Source organism: Roseateles sp. P5_E1, from assembly GCF_054049335.1.
Genome location: NZ_JBFUMN010000016.1, coordinates 12,610 through 27,938 on the forward strand (window position 1 = coordinate 12,610; position 15,329 = coordinate 27,938).

Annotated in this window: 15 protein-coding genes and 1 pseudogene; 6 read left to right on the top strand and 10 right to left on the bottom strand. The window is 68.4% G+C overall.

What is annotated here, in order from left to right; genetic code table 11:
• Window position 1: 1 nt before the first annotated feature.
• Window positions 2-661: an NAD(P)-dependent oxidoreductase gene (locus ACXJKJ_RS14810; protein ID WP_457390680.1), complete on the bottom strand. Its 660-nt coding sequence runs from the start codon at window positions 659-661 to the stop codon at window positions 2-4.
• Between the two features lie 102 nt (window positions 662-763).
• Between ACXJKJ_RS14810 and ACXJKJ_RS14815 the strand changes: the two genes are divergently transcribed.
• Window positions 764-1,684: a LysR family transcriptional regulator gene (locus ACXJKJ_RS14815; protein WP_457390681.1), complete on the top strand. Its 921-nt coding sequence runs from the start codon at window positions 764-766 to the stop codon at window positions 1,682-1,684.
• Here ACXJKJ_RS14815 and ACXJKJ_RS14820 read toward each other — a convergent pair.
• Together ACXJKJ_RS14820 and ACXJKJ_RS14825 are read right to left on the bottom strand one after the other, a co-directional pair.
• A complete protein-coding gene (locus ACXJKJ_RS14820) occupies window positions 1,681-2,040 on the bottom strand; it encodes a hypothetical protein (RefSeq protein ID WP_457390683.1) in 360 nt (119 codons plus the stop codon). The genes ACXJKJ_RS14815 and ACXJKJ_RS14820 overlap by 4 nt on opposite strands.
• Before the next feature lie 147 nt (window positions 2,041-2,187).
• The gene (locus tag ACXJKJ_RS14825; RefSeq protein ID WP_457390685.1) at window positions 2,188-3,894 is read right to left on the bottom strand and encodes a diguanylate cyclase; all 1,707 of its coding nucleotides are present in this window, start codon (window positions 3,892-3,894) and stop codon (window positions 2,188-2,190) included.
• 38 nt (window positions 3,895-3,932) lie between these two features.
• Here ACXJKJ_RS14825 and ACXJKJ_RS14830 point away from each other — a divergent pair, with 38 nt between their 5' ends.
• The 4 genes from ACXJKJ_RS14830 to ACXJKJ_RS14845 all read left to right on the top strand — a co-directional run bounded on the left by ACXJKJ_RS14830 (window position 3,933) and on the right by ACXJKJ_RS14845 (window position 8,429).
• Entirely contained in the window at window positions 3,933-4,745 is an 813-nt protein-coding gene (locus tag ACXJKJ_RS14830; protein WP_457390686.1) for a DUF429 domain-containing protein, read from the top strand.
• A gap of 171 nt (window positions 4,746-4,916) precedes the next feature.
• Window positions 4,917-5,375 carry a cache domain-containing protein gene (locus tag ACXJKJ_RS14835; protein WP_457390688.1) on the top strand — a complete coding sequence of 153 codons (459 nt, stop codon included), beginning with the start codon at window positions 4,917-4,919 and terminating at the stop codon, window positions 5,373-5,375.
• A gap of 52 nt (window positions 5,376-5,427) precedes the next feature.
• Window positions 5,428-6,987: a methyl-accepting chemotaxis protein gene (locus tag ACXJKJ_RS14840; protein ID WP_056203985.1), complete on the top strand. Its 1,560-nt coding sequence runs from the start codon at window positions 5,428-5,430 to the stop codon at window positions 6,985-6,987.
• Between the two features lie 146 nt (window positions 6,988-7,133).
• Window positions 7,134-8,429, top strand: a complete 1,296-nt coding sequence (locus ACXJKJ_RS14845) for a sensor histidine kinase (protein ID WP_235532101.1) — start codon at window positions 7,134-7,136, stop codon at window positions 8,427-8,429.
• Window positions 8,430-8,500: 71 nt separating this feature from the next.
• Here the strand turns inward: ACXJKJ_RS14845 and ACXJKJ_RS14850 are convergent, their stop codons facing one another.
• The 6 genes and pseudogenes from ACXJKJ_RS14850 to ACXJKJ_RS14875 all read right to left on the bottom strand — a co-directional run bounded on the left by ACXJKJ_RS14850 (window position 8,501) and on the right by ACXJKJ_RS14875 (window position 13,482).
• A complete protein-coding gene (locus ACXJKJ_RS14850; protein WP_457390689.1) occupies window positions 8,501-9,922 on the bottom strand; it encodes an amidohydrolase family protein in 1,422 nt (473 codons plus the stop codon).
• 29 nt (window positions 9,923-9,951) lie between these two features.
• Window positions 9,952-10,785: a phosphodiesterase gene (locus ACXJKJ_RS14855; protein WP_457390691.1), complete on the bottom strand. Its 834-nt coding sequence runs from the start codon at window positions 10,783-10,785 to the stop codon at window positions 9,952-9,954.
• Window positions 10,786-10,875: 90 nt separating this feature from the next.
• Window positions 10,876-11,796 (bottom strand): arginase, encoded by a 921-nt coding sequence (rocF, locus tag ACXJKJ_RS14860; protein ID WP_457390693.1) that lies wholly within the window; start codon window positions 11,794-11,796, stop codon window positions 10,876-10,878.
• Window positions 11,793-12,668 (bottom strand): LOG family protein, encoded by an 876-nt coding sequence (locus tag ACXJKJ_RS14865; protein ID WP_457322566.1) that lies wholly within the window; start codon window positions 12,666-12,668, stop codon window positions 11,793-11,795. Before ACXJKJ_RS14865 ends, rocF begins: the two co-directional genes overlap by 4 nt.
• 47 nt (window positions 12,669-12,715) lie before the next feature.
• Window positions 12,716-12,748: pseudogene (locus ACXJKJ_RS14870) on the bottom strand (hypothetical protein).
• On the bottom strand, window positions 12,736-13,482 hold the full coding sequence (locus tag ACXJKJ_RS14875) for a HesA/MoeB/ThiF family protein (protein WP_457322568.1): 747 nt from the start codon (window positions 13,480-13,482) through the stop codon (window positions 12,736-12,738). The pseudogene ACXJKJ_RS14870 and the gene ACXJKJ_RS14875 overlap by 13 nt, the downstream one beginning before the upstream one ends.
• 56 nt (window positions 13,483-13,538) lie before the next feature.
• Here ACXJKJ_RS14875 and ACXJKJ_RS14880 point away from each other — a divergent pair, with 56 nt between their 5' ends.
• On the top strand, window positions 13,539-14,705 hold the full coding sequence (locus tag ACXJKJ_RS14880; protein ID WP_056203961.1) for an MFS transporter: 1,167 nt from the start codon (window positions 13,539-13,541) through the stop codon (window positions 14,703-14,705).
• Between the two features lie 3 nt (window positions 14,706-14,708).
• On the opposite strand, the gene ACXJKJ_RS14885 is transcribed toward ACXJKJ_RS14880, so the two are convergent.
• Window positions 14,709-15,326 carry a TetR/AcrR family transcriptional regulator gene (locus ACXJKJ_RS14885; protein WP_457353762.1) on the bottom strand — a complete coding sequence of 206 codons (618 nt, stop codon included), beginning with the start codon at window positions 15,324-15,326 and terminating at the stop codon, window positions 14,709-14,711.
• Between the last annotated feature and the right edge of the window lie 3 nt (window positions 15,327-15,329).

A 15,329-nucleotide genomic window follows, 5' to 3' on the forward strand; every position in this document is an offset into this window, starting at 1 on the left:
CTCAGAGCGGCGCGGCGACGGTGAAGCGCGCGCGCAGATGGCGCGGCTGCTCGATCTCGTCGGCGATGGCCACGGCCAGGTCGGCCACCGTGATGCCGGCGGGGGCGTCACCCGCCATCAGCAACTGCTCGCCGCCGACGCGGTAGTTGCCGCTGCGCTCGCCCGGGGCCAGCAGGGCCGGCGGGCTCAGCAAGGTCCAGTCCAGCTGGGTGTTGCCGCGCAGGGCGGTCAGGTGGTCGCGCGCCGCACGGGCGCCGGGGACGATGTTGGCCGGCACATGGCTGGCGAAGTCCGGCGTGTCGACCAGTTGCACGCCGGGTGCGACGAACAGGCTGCCCGCGCCACCGACGACGAGCAGGCGCTTGACGCCGCTGGCTTCCACGCCCTGCGTGATGGCGGTCGCGCCGCGCAGGAACTTGTCGTAGAGCTCGGCCTCGTTCCAGCCCGGGTTGAAGGCCGACACGACGGCGTCATGGTCGCGCACGGTGGCCGCCACGGCCTTGGCGTCGTAAGCGTCGCCAACGACGGCGGTCAGCCCCGGGCGCGCTTCCAGCTTGGCGGGGTCGCGCACGAGGGCGGTGACCTGGTGGCCGCGTTGCAGCAGCTCGGCGAGGACGGCAGTGCCAACGAATCCGGTGGCGCCGATGAGAGCGATGTTCATGAGGTTCTCTAAAGGATTGAAAGCGATGGATGAACGATATGGGCTTCACGATCCGGCGATAAGACGGTAAAAATCGCCAAGACCTTGAAGTGGTGCTTAAGGATGGACKAGCTCAAGCCCTTTGCCGTATTTGCCGAAACGGTCGCCGCCGGCTCCATGAGCGCGGCCGGGCGGCGTCTGGGCATGAGCGCTTCGGCTGTCAGCCAGACGCTGCGCACGCTGGAGCGCCAGATGGGCGTCACGTTGCTGCACCGCTCGACACGCAAGCTCGCGCTGACCGAGGCCGGCGAGCGCTGCTACCCGCATTGCCTGCGCCTCGTCGAGGCGGCTCGCGCGGCGGCCGAATCGCTGGCCCAGGCGCGCGATGCGCCCAGCGGTGAGTTGCGCGTCGCCGCACCGGTGGGCTTTGCGGCCCATATCGCCCAGGCCCTGGCGCCGGTGCTGGCCCAGTCGCCGCAGCTGCGGCTGCGCCTGCTGGTGGACGACGCCATGATCGACCTCATCGACGCCCGCATCGACATCGCGGTGCGCGTCGGCCAGCTCGCCGATTCCAACTGGCTGGCGCGGCCACTGTGCGAGGTCGAGATGGTGCTGTGCGCCGCGCCCGCCTATGTCGAGCGCCATGGACAACCTGCGACGCCCGCCGATCTGCCCGGTTTAGACTGGCTGGCCTGGGCCGCCGAGACGCAGGACGCCGGCGACGCCGCGCCGGCCATTGCCCTGCTGCTGCACGGCGCCAGTGGCGAAAGCCAGCGTCTGCAGGTGCCCGTGCGCATCGCCAGCAACAACCACGTGGCCCTGCAGCAGATGTGCGAGCAGGGTCTGGGGATCGCCCGCCTTGGCTATGCGGACGTGCTGGCCCAGCTATCCCGCGGCACCTTGGTGCGCCTGCTGCCGCAATGGCGCTTCATGCCGATGCCGGTGGTGGCCGTCACGCCTAAGCGCGAGGGCGAGCCGGCCAAGGTGAGGGTGGCGATCGAGGCGTTGAAGCGGTATTTCGCGACGCTGCTTACCTGTCCCTAAATGAATTTCAAGAATGAAATTGCCATCAAGATGATGGAACAAAGCAAGGCGCCACCAAGAAAGATGGATACCGATTGCCAGAGGTTGTATTTCTCAAGCAGAAATCCTGGAATCAGATGAGGGCTCTCTTTGGCGGCGGCCGAAATGGCGTCACGACTCTTTGGAAGCGGCTTACCAATCGCACTCATGTGGTCATGCAGTGCCTTGGCACTTTTCTCCATTGGCAAGCTGCATAGATATTGAACGATCGCCCCGCAGATGAACCAATGTTTGGCGAAGGCCGCTAAAGGAGTTTGAACGGCCGCATAGAACGCAAATGCCAATAGAAAAAAAGTAGCGAATCCAGCCAGGGTCAAGTTCGTAGAGCCTATCTTCACTGAATATCTCGCGCTGTAGAGGGCTGATTGAGATGGGGAGACGCGGACGAATGGAGATGCTTGCGCGCAACCCGAAATTGCGTGATGAGCATGGCGGCTCTGCCGGAATCTAGTGCCGCCAGATCCTCAATCCACGTGCACCCGATTCCGCCCACTCCGCTTGGCCGCATACAGCGCCTGGTCCGCCCGCAGCAGCAGGCTGTCGCCCTGATGCTGTTGCGGCGCGCCGCCCGAGATGCCGACGCTGATGCGCACCAGCAGGCCGGGCGTGACGGCGGCCCAGTCGTGCTCGACGACGGCCAGGCGCAGGCGCTCACAGATCTCGGCGGCCTGTTGGGGGGCGATGCCCACCAGCACGGCCAAAAACTCCTCGCCACCGATGCGGGCCAGCAAGTCGGCGCTGCGCAGGCGGTGGCGCAGCAACTGGGCGAGCTGCTGCAGCACGGCGTCGCCGACGGCGTGGCCATGGGTGTCGTTGATGCGCTTGAAATGGTCGACGTCCAGCGCAGCGACGCTGATGACCTGGTTGGCCATGCGCGCGCCCTCCACCAGCAGAGGCAGGGCGAACTCGGCGTGGCGGCGGTTGTGCAGGCCGGTCAGCACGTCCTCGTGGGCGGCGCGGTCCAGGGCCATGGCGTGCTCGCGCAGGCGCGCCTGCTCGGTCTCGAGATGCACGGCGCGGGCGCGTTCGCGGCGGGCGTCGGCGGTGGCGCTGTCGGCGCGGGCCTGGGCCTGCTCGACCTGGTCGCGGATCAGGATGACCTCGGTCTGCAGCACGAGGTTGTCGCGCGAGATCTGGCGGTCCAGGCCGACGAGTTCCTCCAGCCAGACCAGGGCCTCGCGGTATTGGCCGCAGGCCTTGTAGGTCTCGTACAGCGAGCGGATCAGCAGGCGGCGCAGCTTCGGCGGCGGCTCCGCAGCGGCCTGCAGCAGCGCCTCCAGGATGCGTGCGGCCTGCAGGGGCTCGCCCTTCAGGCGCAGGAAGACGGCGCGCTGTGCGTCGGCTTCGACGGCCAGCGTGCGGTAGCCGTGGTCGTGGGCGAGATGGCCGAATTCGTTGAGCAGCGGCAGGGCGTCGTTCAACAGGCCGCCCGCGAGCAGCGCGTTGACCAGGTTGGACACGGCCACCGCCACCTGGAAGGGGCTGCCGGACTGGCGGGCCAGCACGGTGGCTTGATCCGCGGTGCGGCGGGCACTGGCTACGGCGTCGGCCAGGGCTGTGGCGTCGCCCAGGGTCCGGGCCTCCTCGACGCGGCGCAGCCAGAAATAGGCCAGGTTGTTGTGGCAGGAGAACAGCACCTCGGCACAGTCGGTGCGGGCGGCGATCTCCAGCGCCTGCCCGGCCGATGCACAGGCCTGGACGGGGTTGTCCAGGCTGGAATAGGCGACGCCGACGCGGTTCAGCGCCCAGGCTTCGCGCACCGGGTCGGCGGCGCGGCGTGCGGCGGCCAGCGCCTTCATGCCCGACTCCAGCGCCTCGCGGCCCATCAGCAGTTGGCCGTAGACATAGCACTGGCTGGTCAGTGCGTCGGCCAGCAAGCCGTCGTCGTCCAGGCGTTCGGCCAGGGCCAGCGCCTCCGTCGAGCAGCGCGCGCTCGCCGTCAGCTTGCCCAGGCGCGGATATTGGTGCGCCAGCAGGGCCAGGGTTTCGGCGCGCCGGCGCTGTTGGGCCGGCGGGCAGGTCAGCAGCAATTGCTCCAGCGCCTCGCTGGACGTTTCATAAGCCCCGGCTGCGGCGCGCAGGCGTGCGGCGGCAAAGGCCTCGTCGAATGCGGCGGCGTCAAAACCGCGGTCTTCGGCAGGCAGGGTGGGGAGGTCGAGGAGGGCTGACATGGAACCAGCCGATTCTGCCTAGGCCCAGAATGCCGGGCATGACGGACATCGCTGTTTTCGGGGTTGACTTCACGAGTGCGCCTCGGGCAGCCAAGCCAATCCGGGTCGCCGGCGGCCAGCGGCATGGCGCCATCGTCCGCCTTGCTGGCCTGGTAGCGCTACACAGCCTGGACGAGTTTTCCAGCTGGCTGGTCCGGCCGGGGCCCTGGGTGGCCGGTTTCGACCTGCCTTTCGGTCTGCCGCGTGAACTCGTCGAGCACCTCGGCTGGCCGACCGACTATGCCGCGCTGATGGCCCATTACGCGGGCCTCGCGCGGGCTGACATCCGCGACAGCTTTGCCGCCTTCTGCGACGCGCGCCCGGCCGGCGCCAAGTTCGCCCACCGCGCCTGCGACGGCCCGGCCGGCGCCAGCCCCAGCATGAAATGGGTCAACCCGCCGGTGGCCTGGATGCTGCATGCCGGCGTGCCGCGGCTGATTGCGGCGGGCGTGCATCTGCCGGGTCATCTGGCGGGCGACCCGACCCGCGTGGCGCTGGAAGCCTACCCGGGGCTGCTGGCACGCGAGCTGATCGGCCGGCGCTCCTACAAGAGCGACACCAAGGCCGCGCAGACGCCGGAACGGCTGATCGCGCGCAAGGACATCGTCGAGGGCCTGGAACAGGGCCGCACGCGGCTGGGCCTGCGCTTGAAGCTGAGCCATGCACAGCGCGACGACCTGGTTGCCGATGCGAGCGGCGACAGCCTGGACGCGGTGCTGGCGATGCTGCAGGCGGCCTGGGCGGCCGAGCAGCCGGACCATGGCTGGCCGCAGGGCGCGGACCCGATCGAGGGGTGGATCGTCAGCGCGTGAAATCGCTTGCCGCCGCGCCGCCGGCCGTTGTGCAGAAGATAACTGGACGACTCGACGGTTGTTCGACTTTTCGGCTATCGCACCGGCTTGATGGTGCTTAAGATCGAATCGAGCCTGCCGATCTGCAAGCTCGCGAGTCGAACCTCTTGATGTTTTTGGAAGGACCATCCAATGAACCTCTTACGTCGCTTGATCTTGATCGGCGCTTGCAGCGCCGCCATGGGTGCCGCGTCGGCCGCCGACCCCGCGCGCGGGACGAAGGACGAAGCCAAGGCCTTGGCCGAGGCGGCCGCCGCGCATGTGAACAAGGTGGGTAGCGAGCAGGCGTTCAAGGACTTCGCCGATGCCAAATGGCATCCGAAGGACATGTACGTGTTCGCGCAGAGCATGGACGGCGTGATGATCTATCACGGCGCCAACGAGAAGCTCGTCGGCAAGAACTTCAACGACGTGAAGGACTCCACCGGCAAGGAGTTCAACAAGGAAATGATCGCCGCCGCCAAGAAGGGCGCCGGTTGGGTCGACTACCAATGGGTGCACCCGGCCACGAAGAAGATCGAGGACAAGACCAGCTACGTCGTTCGCATCAACAAGCCGGAGGGCTTCGTCGGCGTCGGCATCTATCGCTGAGAAGCGATAGCGGCATGGATCGGCCGGATCGTGGGTCTTACCGGGAGCCATCGTGTTCAAGAACCTGAATGATTTGCCCGTGGCCGCGAAGGTCGCATTGGCACCAGTGCTTGTGGTGGTGTGCCTGCTCGTTTCCTCGGGTTCGGCTTACCTGACCAACGTGCGAACGGCCCATGCAGTCGAGTTGATCGCCAGCCAGGGCCTGCCAAGCGTCGCGGAGACCAGTGCCTTCAGCGAGCGGGCGATGCTGGCTTACGGGCTGATCATGCAAAGCCTGGCCTATGAGGGGGCGGGCATGAAGGCAGAGGTCATCTCGCGCCTTGATGCGCAGATCCCTGAGGTCTTCCGAGGCATGCACGCTGACATCGCGCGCATGAGGGCTGCAGCCGCGCAGCGGCCGCAGCTGGCGGAGCGCTTCGATGCCATCGAGGCTGCCCTCGCGAAGCTGGAGAAGGCCACCGCCGGCGCGCTGGACATGAAGAGTGGCGGCCTGGCGGCTTCGGCGATGTTTATGACGGGTGCAGAAGGGGCCTTCGCAGAACTGAAGAAGCAGGCCGCCGTATTGACGGAAGAGCAGCTGACTTCCGGCCGGGCGCAGGCGGCGGCGGCGACGGATGCCGTCGCCTTCGGCAACCGCCTGACCATCGGGCTGGCCGCGGCCGCATTGCTGCTGTCGGCCGTCGTGATCTGGGTGTGCGTCAACGTCATCACCGGCCCATTGCGCCGGGCATTGGATATCGCGCGGGACGTGGCGGGCGGCAACCTGCGGCGGCATGAGATCCAGGCCGGGCGCGATGAGACGGGGCAGGTTCTCCGTGCACTCGATCAGGTGTCGCTGCAGTTGAGCCAGACCATCAACAACATCCGTGAAGCGGCCGACCAGATTGATACGGCGTCTGGCGAGATCGCGCAGGGCAACCAGGACCTGTCCATGCGCACCGAGCAGACCGCCGCGGCCTTGCAGCAGACGGCAGCCACCATGGCGCAGCTGGCCGAGGCCATCCGCACGAATGCTGCGACGGCGCAAGAGGCCACGCGCATTGCATCCGATGCCTGGGCCTTCGCGCGCGAAGGAGGCACGGCCGTGGACGCCGTGGTCCAGACGATGCAGGGTATCAACGACCAGGCCAAGCGGATCAGCGAAATCATCGGCGTCATCGATGGCATCGCATTCCAGACGAACATCCTGGCGCTCAATGCAGCGGTGGAAGCCGCGCGCGCCGGCGAGCAGGGCCGCGGCTTCGCGGTGGTGGCTCAGGAGGTGCGTGCGCTGGCCGGGCGGAGCGGCGTGGCCGCCAAGGAGATCCGCACCCTCATCGGCGACTCGGTGAACCGGATCAGCGATGGCTCGCACAAGGTGCAGCATGCCGGCCAGACCATGCAAAAGATCGTCGCCTCGATCGAGCAGGTGTCCACCATGGTGACCGAGATGTCTTCCGCCAACGCCGAGCAGGCTTCCGGCTTCGAGCAGGTGAACGTGGCGGTCGGCCGCATGGACCAGGCGACACAACAGAACGCCGCGCTCGTGGAGCAGGCTGCGGCGGCTGCGGAGTCGTTGAAGCAGCAATCCAGGGAACTGATGCGGACCATCCAGGTTTTCACGATCACGTGAGGTGACGGGAGGTCACGACTTGGCCTGCGGCGCCTGACCTGTTACTCGGGCCTGCCGCGACGCGAACCGGGTTCGTCACTCAGAATGCGACTTGCCCCGTCGGGCAAACAGAGGACGCCTCGATGCAATCCTTGGAACATGCAGCATTGGGCACCCACCTGAAGCGTCGGCGCGGCGCTATTCTGCAGGCATGGCGGATGGCGGTGACGTCTGACCCGGCACTGACCAGTGGGGCCGCGCTGCCTCGGGCCCAGCTCCACGACCACATTCCAGCGCTGTTGGTCAACTTTGAGCGCAAGCTGGCCGGCGGCGAGATGGCGGCGGACGTGGACGATGACGAGCGCCATCAGGGCGACGCCGCAGCCCACGGCTTGCACCGTTGGCAGCAAGGCTTCGACCTTGGCGAGGTGACACGCGAACTCGGGCGCTTGAACGAGTGTGTCGTGGTGGAGCTGGAGGACTACGCGGCCGCCAACTCCGGGCTCCACCTCGCGGTGATGGCCGAGGCGCGCAGGATCTGGGCGCAGCAATGCGGTGACGCCATCAGCGCCAGCGTGTCGCAATATTTCCAGCTGCAGCAGATCGAGGCGAGCAGCCATATCCGCGATCTCGAACAGGCCCTGCAGTCCTTGCGCGAGCTGGAGCAGGAGCGCGCCAGCCTGTGGCAGCAGGCGGCGCATGACCTGCGCGGCAGCCTCGGCGTCGTGGCCACCGTCACCGCGGGCCTGGCGTCGCCAAAGGCGTCCGAGCCGATGCGCGGCGGCTTTTTGCGCCTGCTTGACCGCAACGTCGGCTCGCTCAGCCATCTACTGAACGACGTGACCAGCCTCGCCCGCCTGCAGGGCGGCCTCGAACACCGCAACCTGGAACTCGTCGATGCCGCCGCGGTGCTCGGCGCGCTGTGCGAAGACCTGCAGCCGCATGCACAGGAGCGCGGGCTCTACCTGAAGTTCAACGGGGTCGCCGCCTTGCCCGTGGAGGGCGACGCGGTCAAGACCCGGCGCATCGCCCAGAACCTCGTGATCAACGCGATCAAGTACACGCGCAGTGGCGGCGTCACGGTCAGTTGCGGAGACTGTGCGTCTGGCGACATGGAACGCTGGTTTCTCGAGGTCAGCGATACCGGGCCGGGCTTTCACGCCGGGCCCGGCTCGCAGTTGGCGGGCGCGCTGGAGGAAGCGACCGACCAGGCCAAGCAGGTCGTGGCCGACCACGCCACGGGCGCGATCACGCATGTCAGCGTGGACCTGGCTGACGTGCATCCCTCGCCGGAAGACGCGCGGCCGGTCCAGCAGCAACCGGGCGAAGGCATCGGGCTGTCGATCGTCAAGCGCCTTTGCGATCTTCTGGATGCGACCACCGAGCTGCAATCCCAGGGCGGTGTCGGCACGACCTTCCGCATCCTGCTGCCCAGGCGGTACGACGAAGGCTCGGCAAAGTAGCCCGCCCGCACCGGCATCGGCGTGCCGGTCGCGAGTGCAGAGTCCCAGCGCCGGTGCGAGCGCGAAAGGCCTCATCGCAAGCCGACCTGCCCCTTCCATGCATTCAGGATCTTGGCCCGGTCCCACGCCCGCCCGGCCTTCATCGTCCACGCCACTTCAGGCAAAGCTGGCTTGGCCGCATCCAGCGGCGCGACGAAGGCAATGAGGTCGGCGCGCAGGCCAGGGGCCACGCGGCCGACATCGGCCGTGCGGCCCAGATAGGTCGCGCCGTTGGATGTCATGACCTTGACCGCCGTCGCGGCGTCAAAGCCGGCTTCGCGCAGCAGCTCGAACTGCCGCAATGACGACCAGCCGGGAATGACGCCGCCATAGCCCGTCGGATCGGTGCCGGCGACGAGCAGGCCGCCAGCGTCGTGGAAGCGCTTCTCCCAAATCATGTTCTTCGCAAGGATGCGCCCATGCGGGTTGGGGCCACCGCGCTGGATGGCGGTGTAGCGCAGCACGTACTGCTCGCGCAGCTGCGGCATCAGCAGGTCCAGCGCCGCGGCCGGGGCCATCGGGCGGCCATACGAGAAGGTCTCGAAGATGGTCAGCGTCGAGGTGAGAGCCACCTTGCGTTCGATCATCTGGCGCTGCAGGGCGGACATGCGCGGGTCGTCGACGGCCAGCGCGTCGAGGGACTTCGGCACTGCGTCGCCGCTCGGGCAGGCGTCGGCCTGCTTGCCTTCGACGAAATCGCTGGCCGCGAAGAAGCCATGCTCCAGGTTGTCGATGCCCATGGCCGTGGCTTCAGCGTAAGTCACCGCACACAGGTGGGCCGTGACCTTGGCCTTGCGCTCGTGCGCAGCCTTGACGATCGCGTCGAGCTGCTCGCGCGTCAGGTGCATATAGCCCTTGTACGAGGTCGCGCCGACATCGGCCCAGTAGCCCACCTGGCGCACGGCGTCATCGGCCGATGCGAGCCGCGGCACCTGCGCGACGAAGGCCTGGATGCCATTCAGAAAGGGCGCCGTCACGTCGAGGTCGGGGCCCGGCGCGGTGCCGGCCTTGATGTCCTTCCAGGTGTTGAGGTCGGCATAGGGGCTCATGCTGCCGGCCGTACGCATCGTCGTCACGCCGCCAGCGAGATACAGCAGTGGGAAGCTCTGGAAGAAGGCACCGTAGCTGCCGCGCTCGGTCGGGTAGAAGAGGTGTTCGTGCAGCAGCACGAAGCCGGGCATCAGCGCGCCGCCGGCCAGGTCCTTCACCAGCGCGCCGGCCGGGGTCTTGAGCTCAGCATCGGGCCTCACGTCGGCGATGCGGCCGTCGCGAATGAGCACGCTCATGTGCTCGCGCGGTGCCCCGCCCGTGCCGTCGAACAGCTGGGCATTTCGCAGCAGGGTGACGGGCGCGTTGAAGAGGGTGTAGCGCTCGGTGTCGCCCGGCACTGGCGGCGCTTGCGCGAAGGCCTGCAGGGCGAGTGAAAGCGCGAGCAGGGTGAGTGGCCTTTTCATGCGCCGCATCCTCGCATGCGCGAGCGGTCTCACAGGTCGGCGATGCGCTCGTGTTCCCCAGCCAGAGCGAGATGGCTGACCAGAGGCAGGCCCGGCCCCCAGGCGTGGATGAGCCAGCCGGCGGGCTCCAGCGCCAGGGCCAGCGGTGCGTCGGGCGCGAGGTCCAGTGCGACCTGGTGGGCGGTGGAAGGCGCGCTGATGACCGCGGCATGGGCGATGCGGCCCAAGGTCATGCGGTGCAGATGGCCGCAGACGACGCGCTGCACCTGCGGGTGGGCAGCGACCAGTGCCTCGAAGCTGGCGAGGCCCGCTTGCAGCGACATCGCGTCCATGGCCGCGAGGCCGGTGGCGTGCGGCGGGTGGTGCAGGGCGACCAGCGTGGGCATGTCGGGCCGCTCGGCCAGCAGGGCCTGGGCCTGCGCCAGGCGCGCATCGTCGAAACCGCCTTCGGGCCGACCGGGCATCAGGCTGTCGAGCACGACGAGTCGCAGCGGGCCGGGCAGGTCTAGCGCGTACTGGATGGCCGTCGCGCCGGGTTTGCCGCGGTGCACGCGGGTCAGGCCCGCGAAAGCCTCCTGCAGCGGGCCGCGTGCATCGTGGTTGCCGGGCAGCAGCGCGAGCGGCAGGCCCGCATCGACCAGCGGCATCAGCAGCTCGCGCAGCTGCGCGTACTCGGCTGGGTGGCCGGCATCGACAAGGTCGCCACTGACCAGCACGGCCACCGGGCGCGGGCGGATCTGCAGCACGCGCTCAACCGCGTGGCGCAGCGCTGCAGCGGTGTCGACGCGGCCGGAGATCAGCCGGCCCGGATGAGTGATGTGCGGGTCGCTGAGCTGGACCAGCAGATAGGGCGTGGCGTCCATACTTGTCAGCGCCGCCCGGCCGTCCGAAGGCGTTGACACACCCCCTCGGGGGGCAGAGAGCGAAGCGAGCGTGGGGGCTTCATCTCGCGCCTACTTGCGCATCAGCGTCGACTTGCCGAACAGGCTTTCGATCAGGTCCACCGCCACCAGCGCCGTCTTGTTCTTCTCGTCTAGCGCCGGATTGAGCTCGACGAGGTCCAGCGAAGCCATGCGSCCGGTGTCGGCGATCATCTCCATSMMCAGMTGCGCCTCGCGGTAGGTCGGGCCACCACCGACCGTCGTGCCGACGCCGGGCGCCATGACGGGGTCGAGGAAGTCGACGTCGAAGCTGACGTGCAGGTGGGTGTTGTCGTCCAGCGTGGCCAGGGCCAGCTCCATGGTGTGGCGCATGCCCATCTCGTCGATGAAGCGCATGTCGAACACCTCCAGGTCGTGCTCGTGCACGAAGGCGCGCTCGCCCTCGTCGACGCTGCGGATGCCGATCTGGCGGATCCATTTCGGTGAGATGGCCGGCACATGGCCGCCGATCTCGATCAGCTCCTTGGGACCGAAGCCGCACAGGCAGGCCACCGGCATGCCATGGATGTTGCCACTGGGCGTGAGTTCGCTGGTGTTGAAGTCGGCATGGGCGTCCAGCCACAGCACGCGCAGCTTCTTGCCGGTGTCGCGGCAGTGGCGGGCCACGGCGCTGATGGAACCCAGGCCCAGGCAGTGGTCACCGCCCAGCATGATGGGCAGGCGGCCGGTCTTGAGTTCGGCGTAGATGGCATCGTGGGTGGCCTGGTTCCAGGCGACGACTTCCTGCAGATGGCGGTAGCCGTCGGTCGGCGGCAGCCAGGGGTTGGACGGGCCGGCCAGGTTGCCGCGGTCGATGACGTCCACGCCGCGGGCGCGCAGCGCCTCGGCCAGGCCCGCCACGCGCATGGCCTCGGGGCCCATGCTCGCGCCGCGGGCGCCGGCGCCGATGTCGGTCGGCACACCGATGAGGGAGACGTTTCTGAGTTTGGTCATGGCGTTGAGGGGCTGGCGAGTTCAGGAGCGGATTCGAGGATGGCCCAGGCTTCCTCGGCCGTCTCGACGTAGTGAAAGAGCTGTGCGTCGACGGGATTGATCATGCCGGTCTCGATCAGCAGCTCGATGTTGATCAGCTTGGTCCAGAACTCGCGGCCGACCAGCAGGATGGGACGCGGCCGGCTCTTCTTGGTCTGGATCAGCGTCAGCGTCTCGAACAGTTCATCCAGCGTACCGAAGCCCCCGGGGAAGCACACCAGGGCGACGGCGCGCATCAGGAAGTGCATCTTGCGCAGGCCGAAGTAATGGAAGCGAAAGCACAGCTCCGGCGTGATGTAGGGGTTGGGGTACTGCTCGTGCGGCAGCACGATGTTCAGCCCGACGCTCTTGCCGCCGACGTCGTAGGCGCCGCGGTTGCCGGCCTCCATGATGCCGGGGCCGCCGCCGGTAGCGACGACGACATGATTGCCGCGCTCGGTACAAGCGGCGGTGGCGATCTGCGCGAAGCGGCGCGCTTCCTCGTAATAGCGGCTCATCGCCAGATGGCGGCGCGCTCGTGCCGCGCCGGCTTCGTCGCCGCGGTCCTCGGCCACGGTCAGCAGGGCCTGGGCGGCCTCTGCCGACAGGATGCGGGCGCTGCCGAAGATGACGATGGTGGATTTGACGCCCTGCTCGTTCTGCATCAGCTCGGGCTTCATCAGCTCCAGCTGCATGCGCACGGCGCGCATGTCCTGGCGCAGCAGGAAGGTCTCGTCCTTGAAGGCCAGGTTGTAGGCGGCGCCCGGGCCGTCGTAGTCGGGGTGAGGGGGCAGGTCGCGGCACTCTTCCTTGGCGGTCGGGAAGTTGCGCGTCGGGACGTCGGTGGGCTTCATGGGGAAAAAGGATTGTGGGCAGGTCGGGACGGAATTTTCCGCCCCATTCAGAGGCGTTCGCGGGATTTCATCCGCCGCAGACGGAGCATTCGGGGTCGCGCTGCATGGCGATCTCGCTCCACTGCATGCGCCGGCCGTCCAGCATCAGCAGCCTCCCGGCCAAAGGCTCGCCCACGCCGGCCAGCAGCTTCAGCGCCTCGGCGGCCTGCATGGCGCCGATGATGCCCACCAGCGGTGCGAACACGCCCATGGTCGAGCAGGCCACGTCCTCGAAGCCGGATTCGGGTGGGAACAGGCAGGCATAGCAGGGCTGCTCTCGCGAGCGGCTGTCATAGACGCTGATCTGGCCGTCGAAACCGATGGCCGCACCCGAGACCAGCGGCTTGCCGTGGCGCACGCAGGCGGCGTTGACGAGGTGGCGGGTGGCGAAGTTGTCGGTGCAGTCGAGGACGACGTCTACGCGCGGGACTTCCTCGTCGAGCAGGGCGGCATCGGCCTTCTGCGCGAGGGCGCGCACCTGCACGCCAGGGTTCAGCGCGGCCATGCGGGCGGCGGCCGAGTCGACCTTGGGTTTGTCGAGGCTGCTCATGTCGTGGGCGATCTGGCGCTGCAGATTCGTCAACGACACGGTGTCATGGTCGACCAGCGTGATGCGGCCGACACCGGCCGAAGCCAGATAGAGGGCCACCGGTGAGCCCAGGCCGCCGGCGCCGATGACCAGGGCGCTGGCGTCAAGCAAGCGCTGCTGGCCCTCGATGCCGATCTCGTCGAGCAGCAGATGGCGGGAATAGCGCAACAGGTCGTCGTCGTTCATGGCGTCAGGATAGCCCTGGCAGCGCAGGATTTGCCGGCCCTCGCGACACTGGCGGGATGAAGTCCGCGCCCCATGTCGCCCCGCTCAGCCCCGCGCTGACGCTGCTGCTTGCCACCGCCACCGGCCTGGCCGTTGCCTCCCTCTACTACGTGCAGCCGCTGCTGGGCCTGCTGTCCGAGCAGTTCGGCGTCGGCAGCGCGGCCATCGGCCTGCTGCCCACGTTGACCCAGCTCGGCTATGCGGCGGCCATTCTGCTGCTGTCGCCGCTGGGCGATCGTTTCGATCGGCGCCGCATCATTGCGGTCAAGTCCGTCGCCCTGGTTGCCGCCCTGGCTTGCGCTGCGCTGGCGCCGGGCTTTGCAGCCTTGTGCATCGCCAGCGTGGCCATCGGCCTGACGGCAACGCTGGCCCAGGACATCGTGCCGGCAGTGGCCACGCTGGCGCCCGAGGCCGAGCGCGGCAAGCGCGTGGGCCAGGTCATGACGGGCCTGCTGCTGGGCATCCTGCTGTCACGCGTGGCCAGCGGCTCGCTGGCGGCGGTGGCCGGCTGGCGCGCCGTCTACGCGGTGGCGGCGCTGGCCGTGGCGGCGTTGATCCCGCTGCTGTGGCGCGGCCTGCCGCACTTCGTGCCGGCGACGTCGGCGGGCTATGGCTCGCTGCTGCTGTCGATGGCGGGACTGTGGGCCCGGCATGCCCCGTTGCGCCGGGCTGCGCTGGCCCAGGGCCTGCTGAGCGTGGCCTTCAGTGCCTTCTGGTCGACGCTGGCCCTGGTGTTGGCGGGGCCGGATTTCGGCCAGGGCAGCGCGGTGGCCGGGGCGTTCGGCCTGGCCGGTGCAGCGGGCGCGCTGGCAGCACCGCTGGCCGGTGGCGTGGCGGACAAGCGCGGCCCGCAGGCCGTCATCCGCGTCGGCGCGCTGCTGGTGTTCATCGCCTTCACCGTGCAGGCGCTGGCACCGGCCTCGCTGTGGCTGCTGGTGGGCGTGGCCGTGGTGTTTGACCTGGGCGTGCAGGCCGCGCTGGTGTCGCACCAGAGCGTGGTCTACAGCCTGGACCCGGCTTCACGCAGCCGGCTGAATGCCGTGCTCGTCAGCACGATGTTCGTCGGCATGGCCAGCGGCGCGGCGTTGGGCTCGGCCCTGCTGGCATCGTTGGGCTGGCGGGCAGTACCGGCCCTCGGCGCGGTGGCGGCCCTGGGCGCCTTGGCCGTGACCCGGCGGCGATGAGCGTCAGCCGAGCGCATCTTGCGCCGACGCCACTCCGTTGAAGAGCGTCTCGACCAGTTGCTCCGCCAGTTGCAGCGACAACGGCCGGTGGCCGACGAGCAGCCGGAAGAACAGCGGCCCGTAGATCATGTCGAGCGCCACGTCGATGTCGATGCCGGATTGAATCTCGTGCAGCGACATGCCGCGCTCGATGAGCTGGCGGCCGGCCTCGCGGCTCTTCAGGATCACCTGGTTGCGAAAGGCCTTGGCCAGTTCGCTGTCGGGGTCGGCGGAGGCCATGGTCAGCGTGATCTGGCGACCGCGCGGCGTGGCGAAGGTGGCGATGACGCCACGCAGATGCGCCCGCAGGCCGGCCTGCACGGAGTTCGCCCGTGAGACCGGTTCATCCGAGGCCGGGTGCGCCATGAAGGCGGCCATCGCGAGGTCCTGGGCATTGGTCCAGGTTCTGTAGATCGTCGGCTTGCTGACGCCCGATTCGGCCGCCACGCGCTCGATCGTCAGCCGGCCCAGGCCCTCCTCGATCAGGATGCGGTAGGCGGTCGCCAGCGCGAGGCGGCGCGCCTCCTCGCTGGGCGGGCGGCCGGGCTTGCGCGGTGGTGTCGGATCGGTTGCTTGACTCATTAC

What these genes read in the sequence shown, in the direction of transcription:
- ACXJKJ_RS14850 (WP_457390689.1), bottom strand. Translation starts at nt 9,922, where the DNA reads ATGAAAAGGCCACTCACCCTGCTCGCGCTTTCACTCGCCCTGCAGGCC.
- ACXJKJ_RS14855 (WP_457390691.1), bottom strand. Translation starts at nt 10,785, where the DNA reads ATGGACGCCACGCCCTATCTGCTGGTCCAGCTCAGCGACCCGCACATC.
- ACXJKJ_RS14830 (WP_457390686.1), top strand. Translation starts at nt 3,933, where the DNA reads ATGACGGACATCGCTGTTTTCGGGGTTGACTTCACGAGTGCGCCTCGG.
- ACXJKJ_RS14875 (WP_457322568.1), bottom strand. Translation starts at nt 13,482, where the DNA reads ATGAACGACGACGACCTGTTGCGCTATTCCCGCCATCTGCTGCTCGAC.
- ACXJKJ_RS14835 (WP_457390688.1), top strand. Translation starts at nt 4,917, where the DNA reads ATGAACCTCTTACGTCGCTTGATCTTGATCGGCGCTTGCAGCGCCGCC.
- ACXJKJ_RS14880 (WP_056203961.1), top strand. Translation starts at nt 13,539, where the DNA reads ATGAAGTCCGCGCCCCATGTCGCCCCGCTCAGCCCCGCGCTGACGCTG.
- ACXJKJ_RS14810 (WP_457390680.1), bottom strand. Translation starts at nt 661, where the DNA reads ATGAACATCGCTCTCATCGGCGCCACCGGATTCGTTGGCACTGCCGTC.
- ACXJKJ_RS14825 (WP_457390685.1), bottom strand. Translation starts at nt 3,894, where the DNA reads ATGTCAGCCCTCCTCGACCTCCCCACCCTGCCTGCCGAAGACCGCGGT.
- ACXJKJ_RS14865 (WP_457322566.1), bottom strand. Translation starts at nt 12,668, where the DNA reads ATGAAGCCCACCGACGTCCCGACGCGCAACTTCCCGACCGCCAAGGAA.
- ACXJKJ_RS14885 (WP_457353762.1), bottom strand. Translation starts at nt 15,326, where the DNA reads ATGAGTCAAGCAACCGATCCGACACCACCGCGCAAGCCCGGCCGCCCG.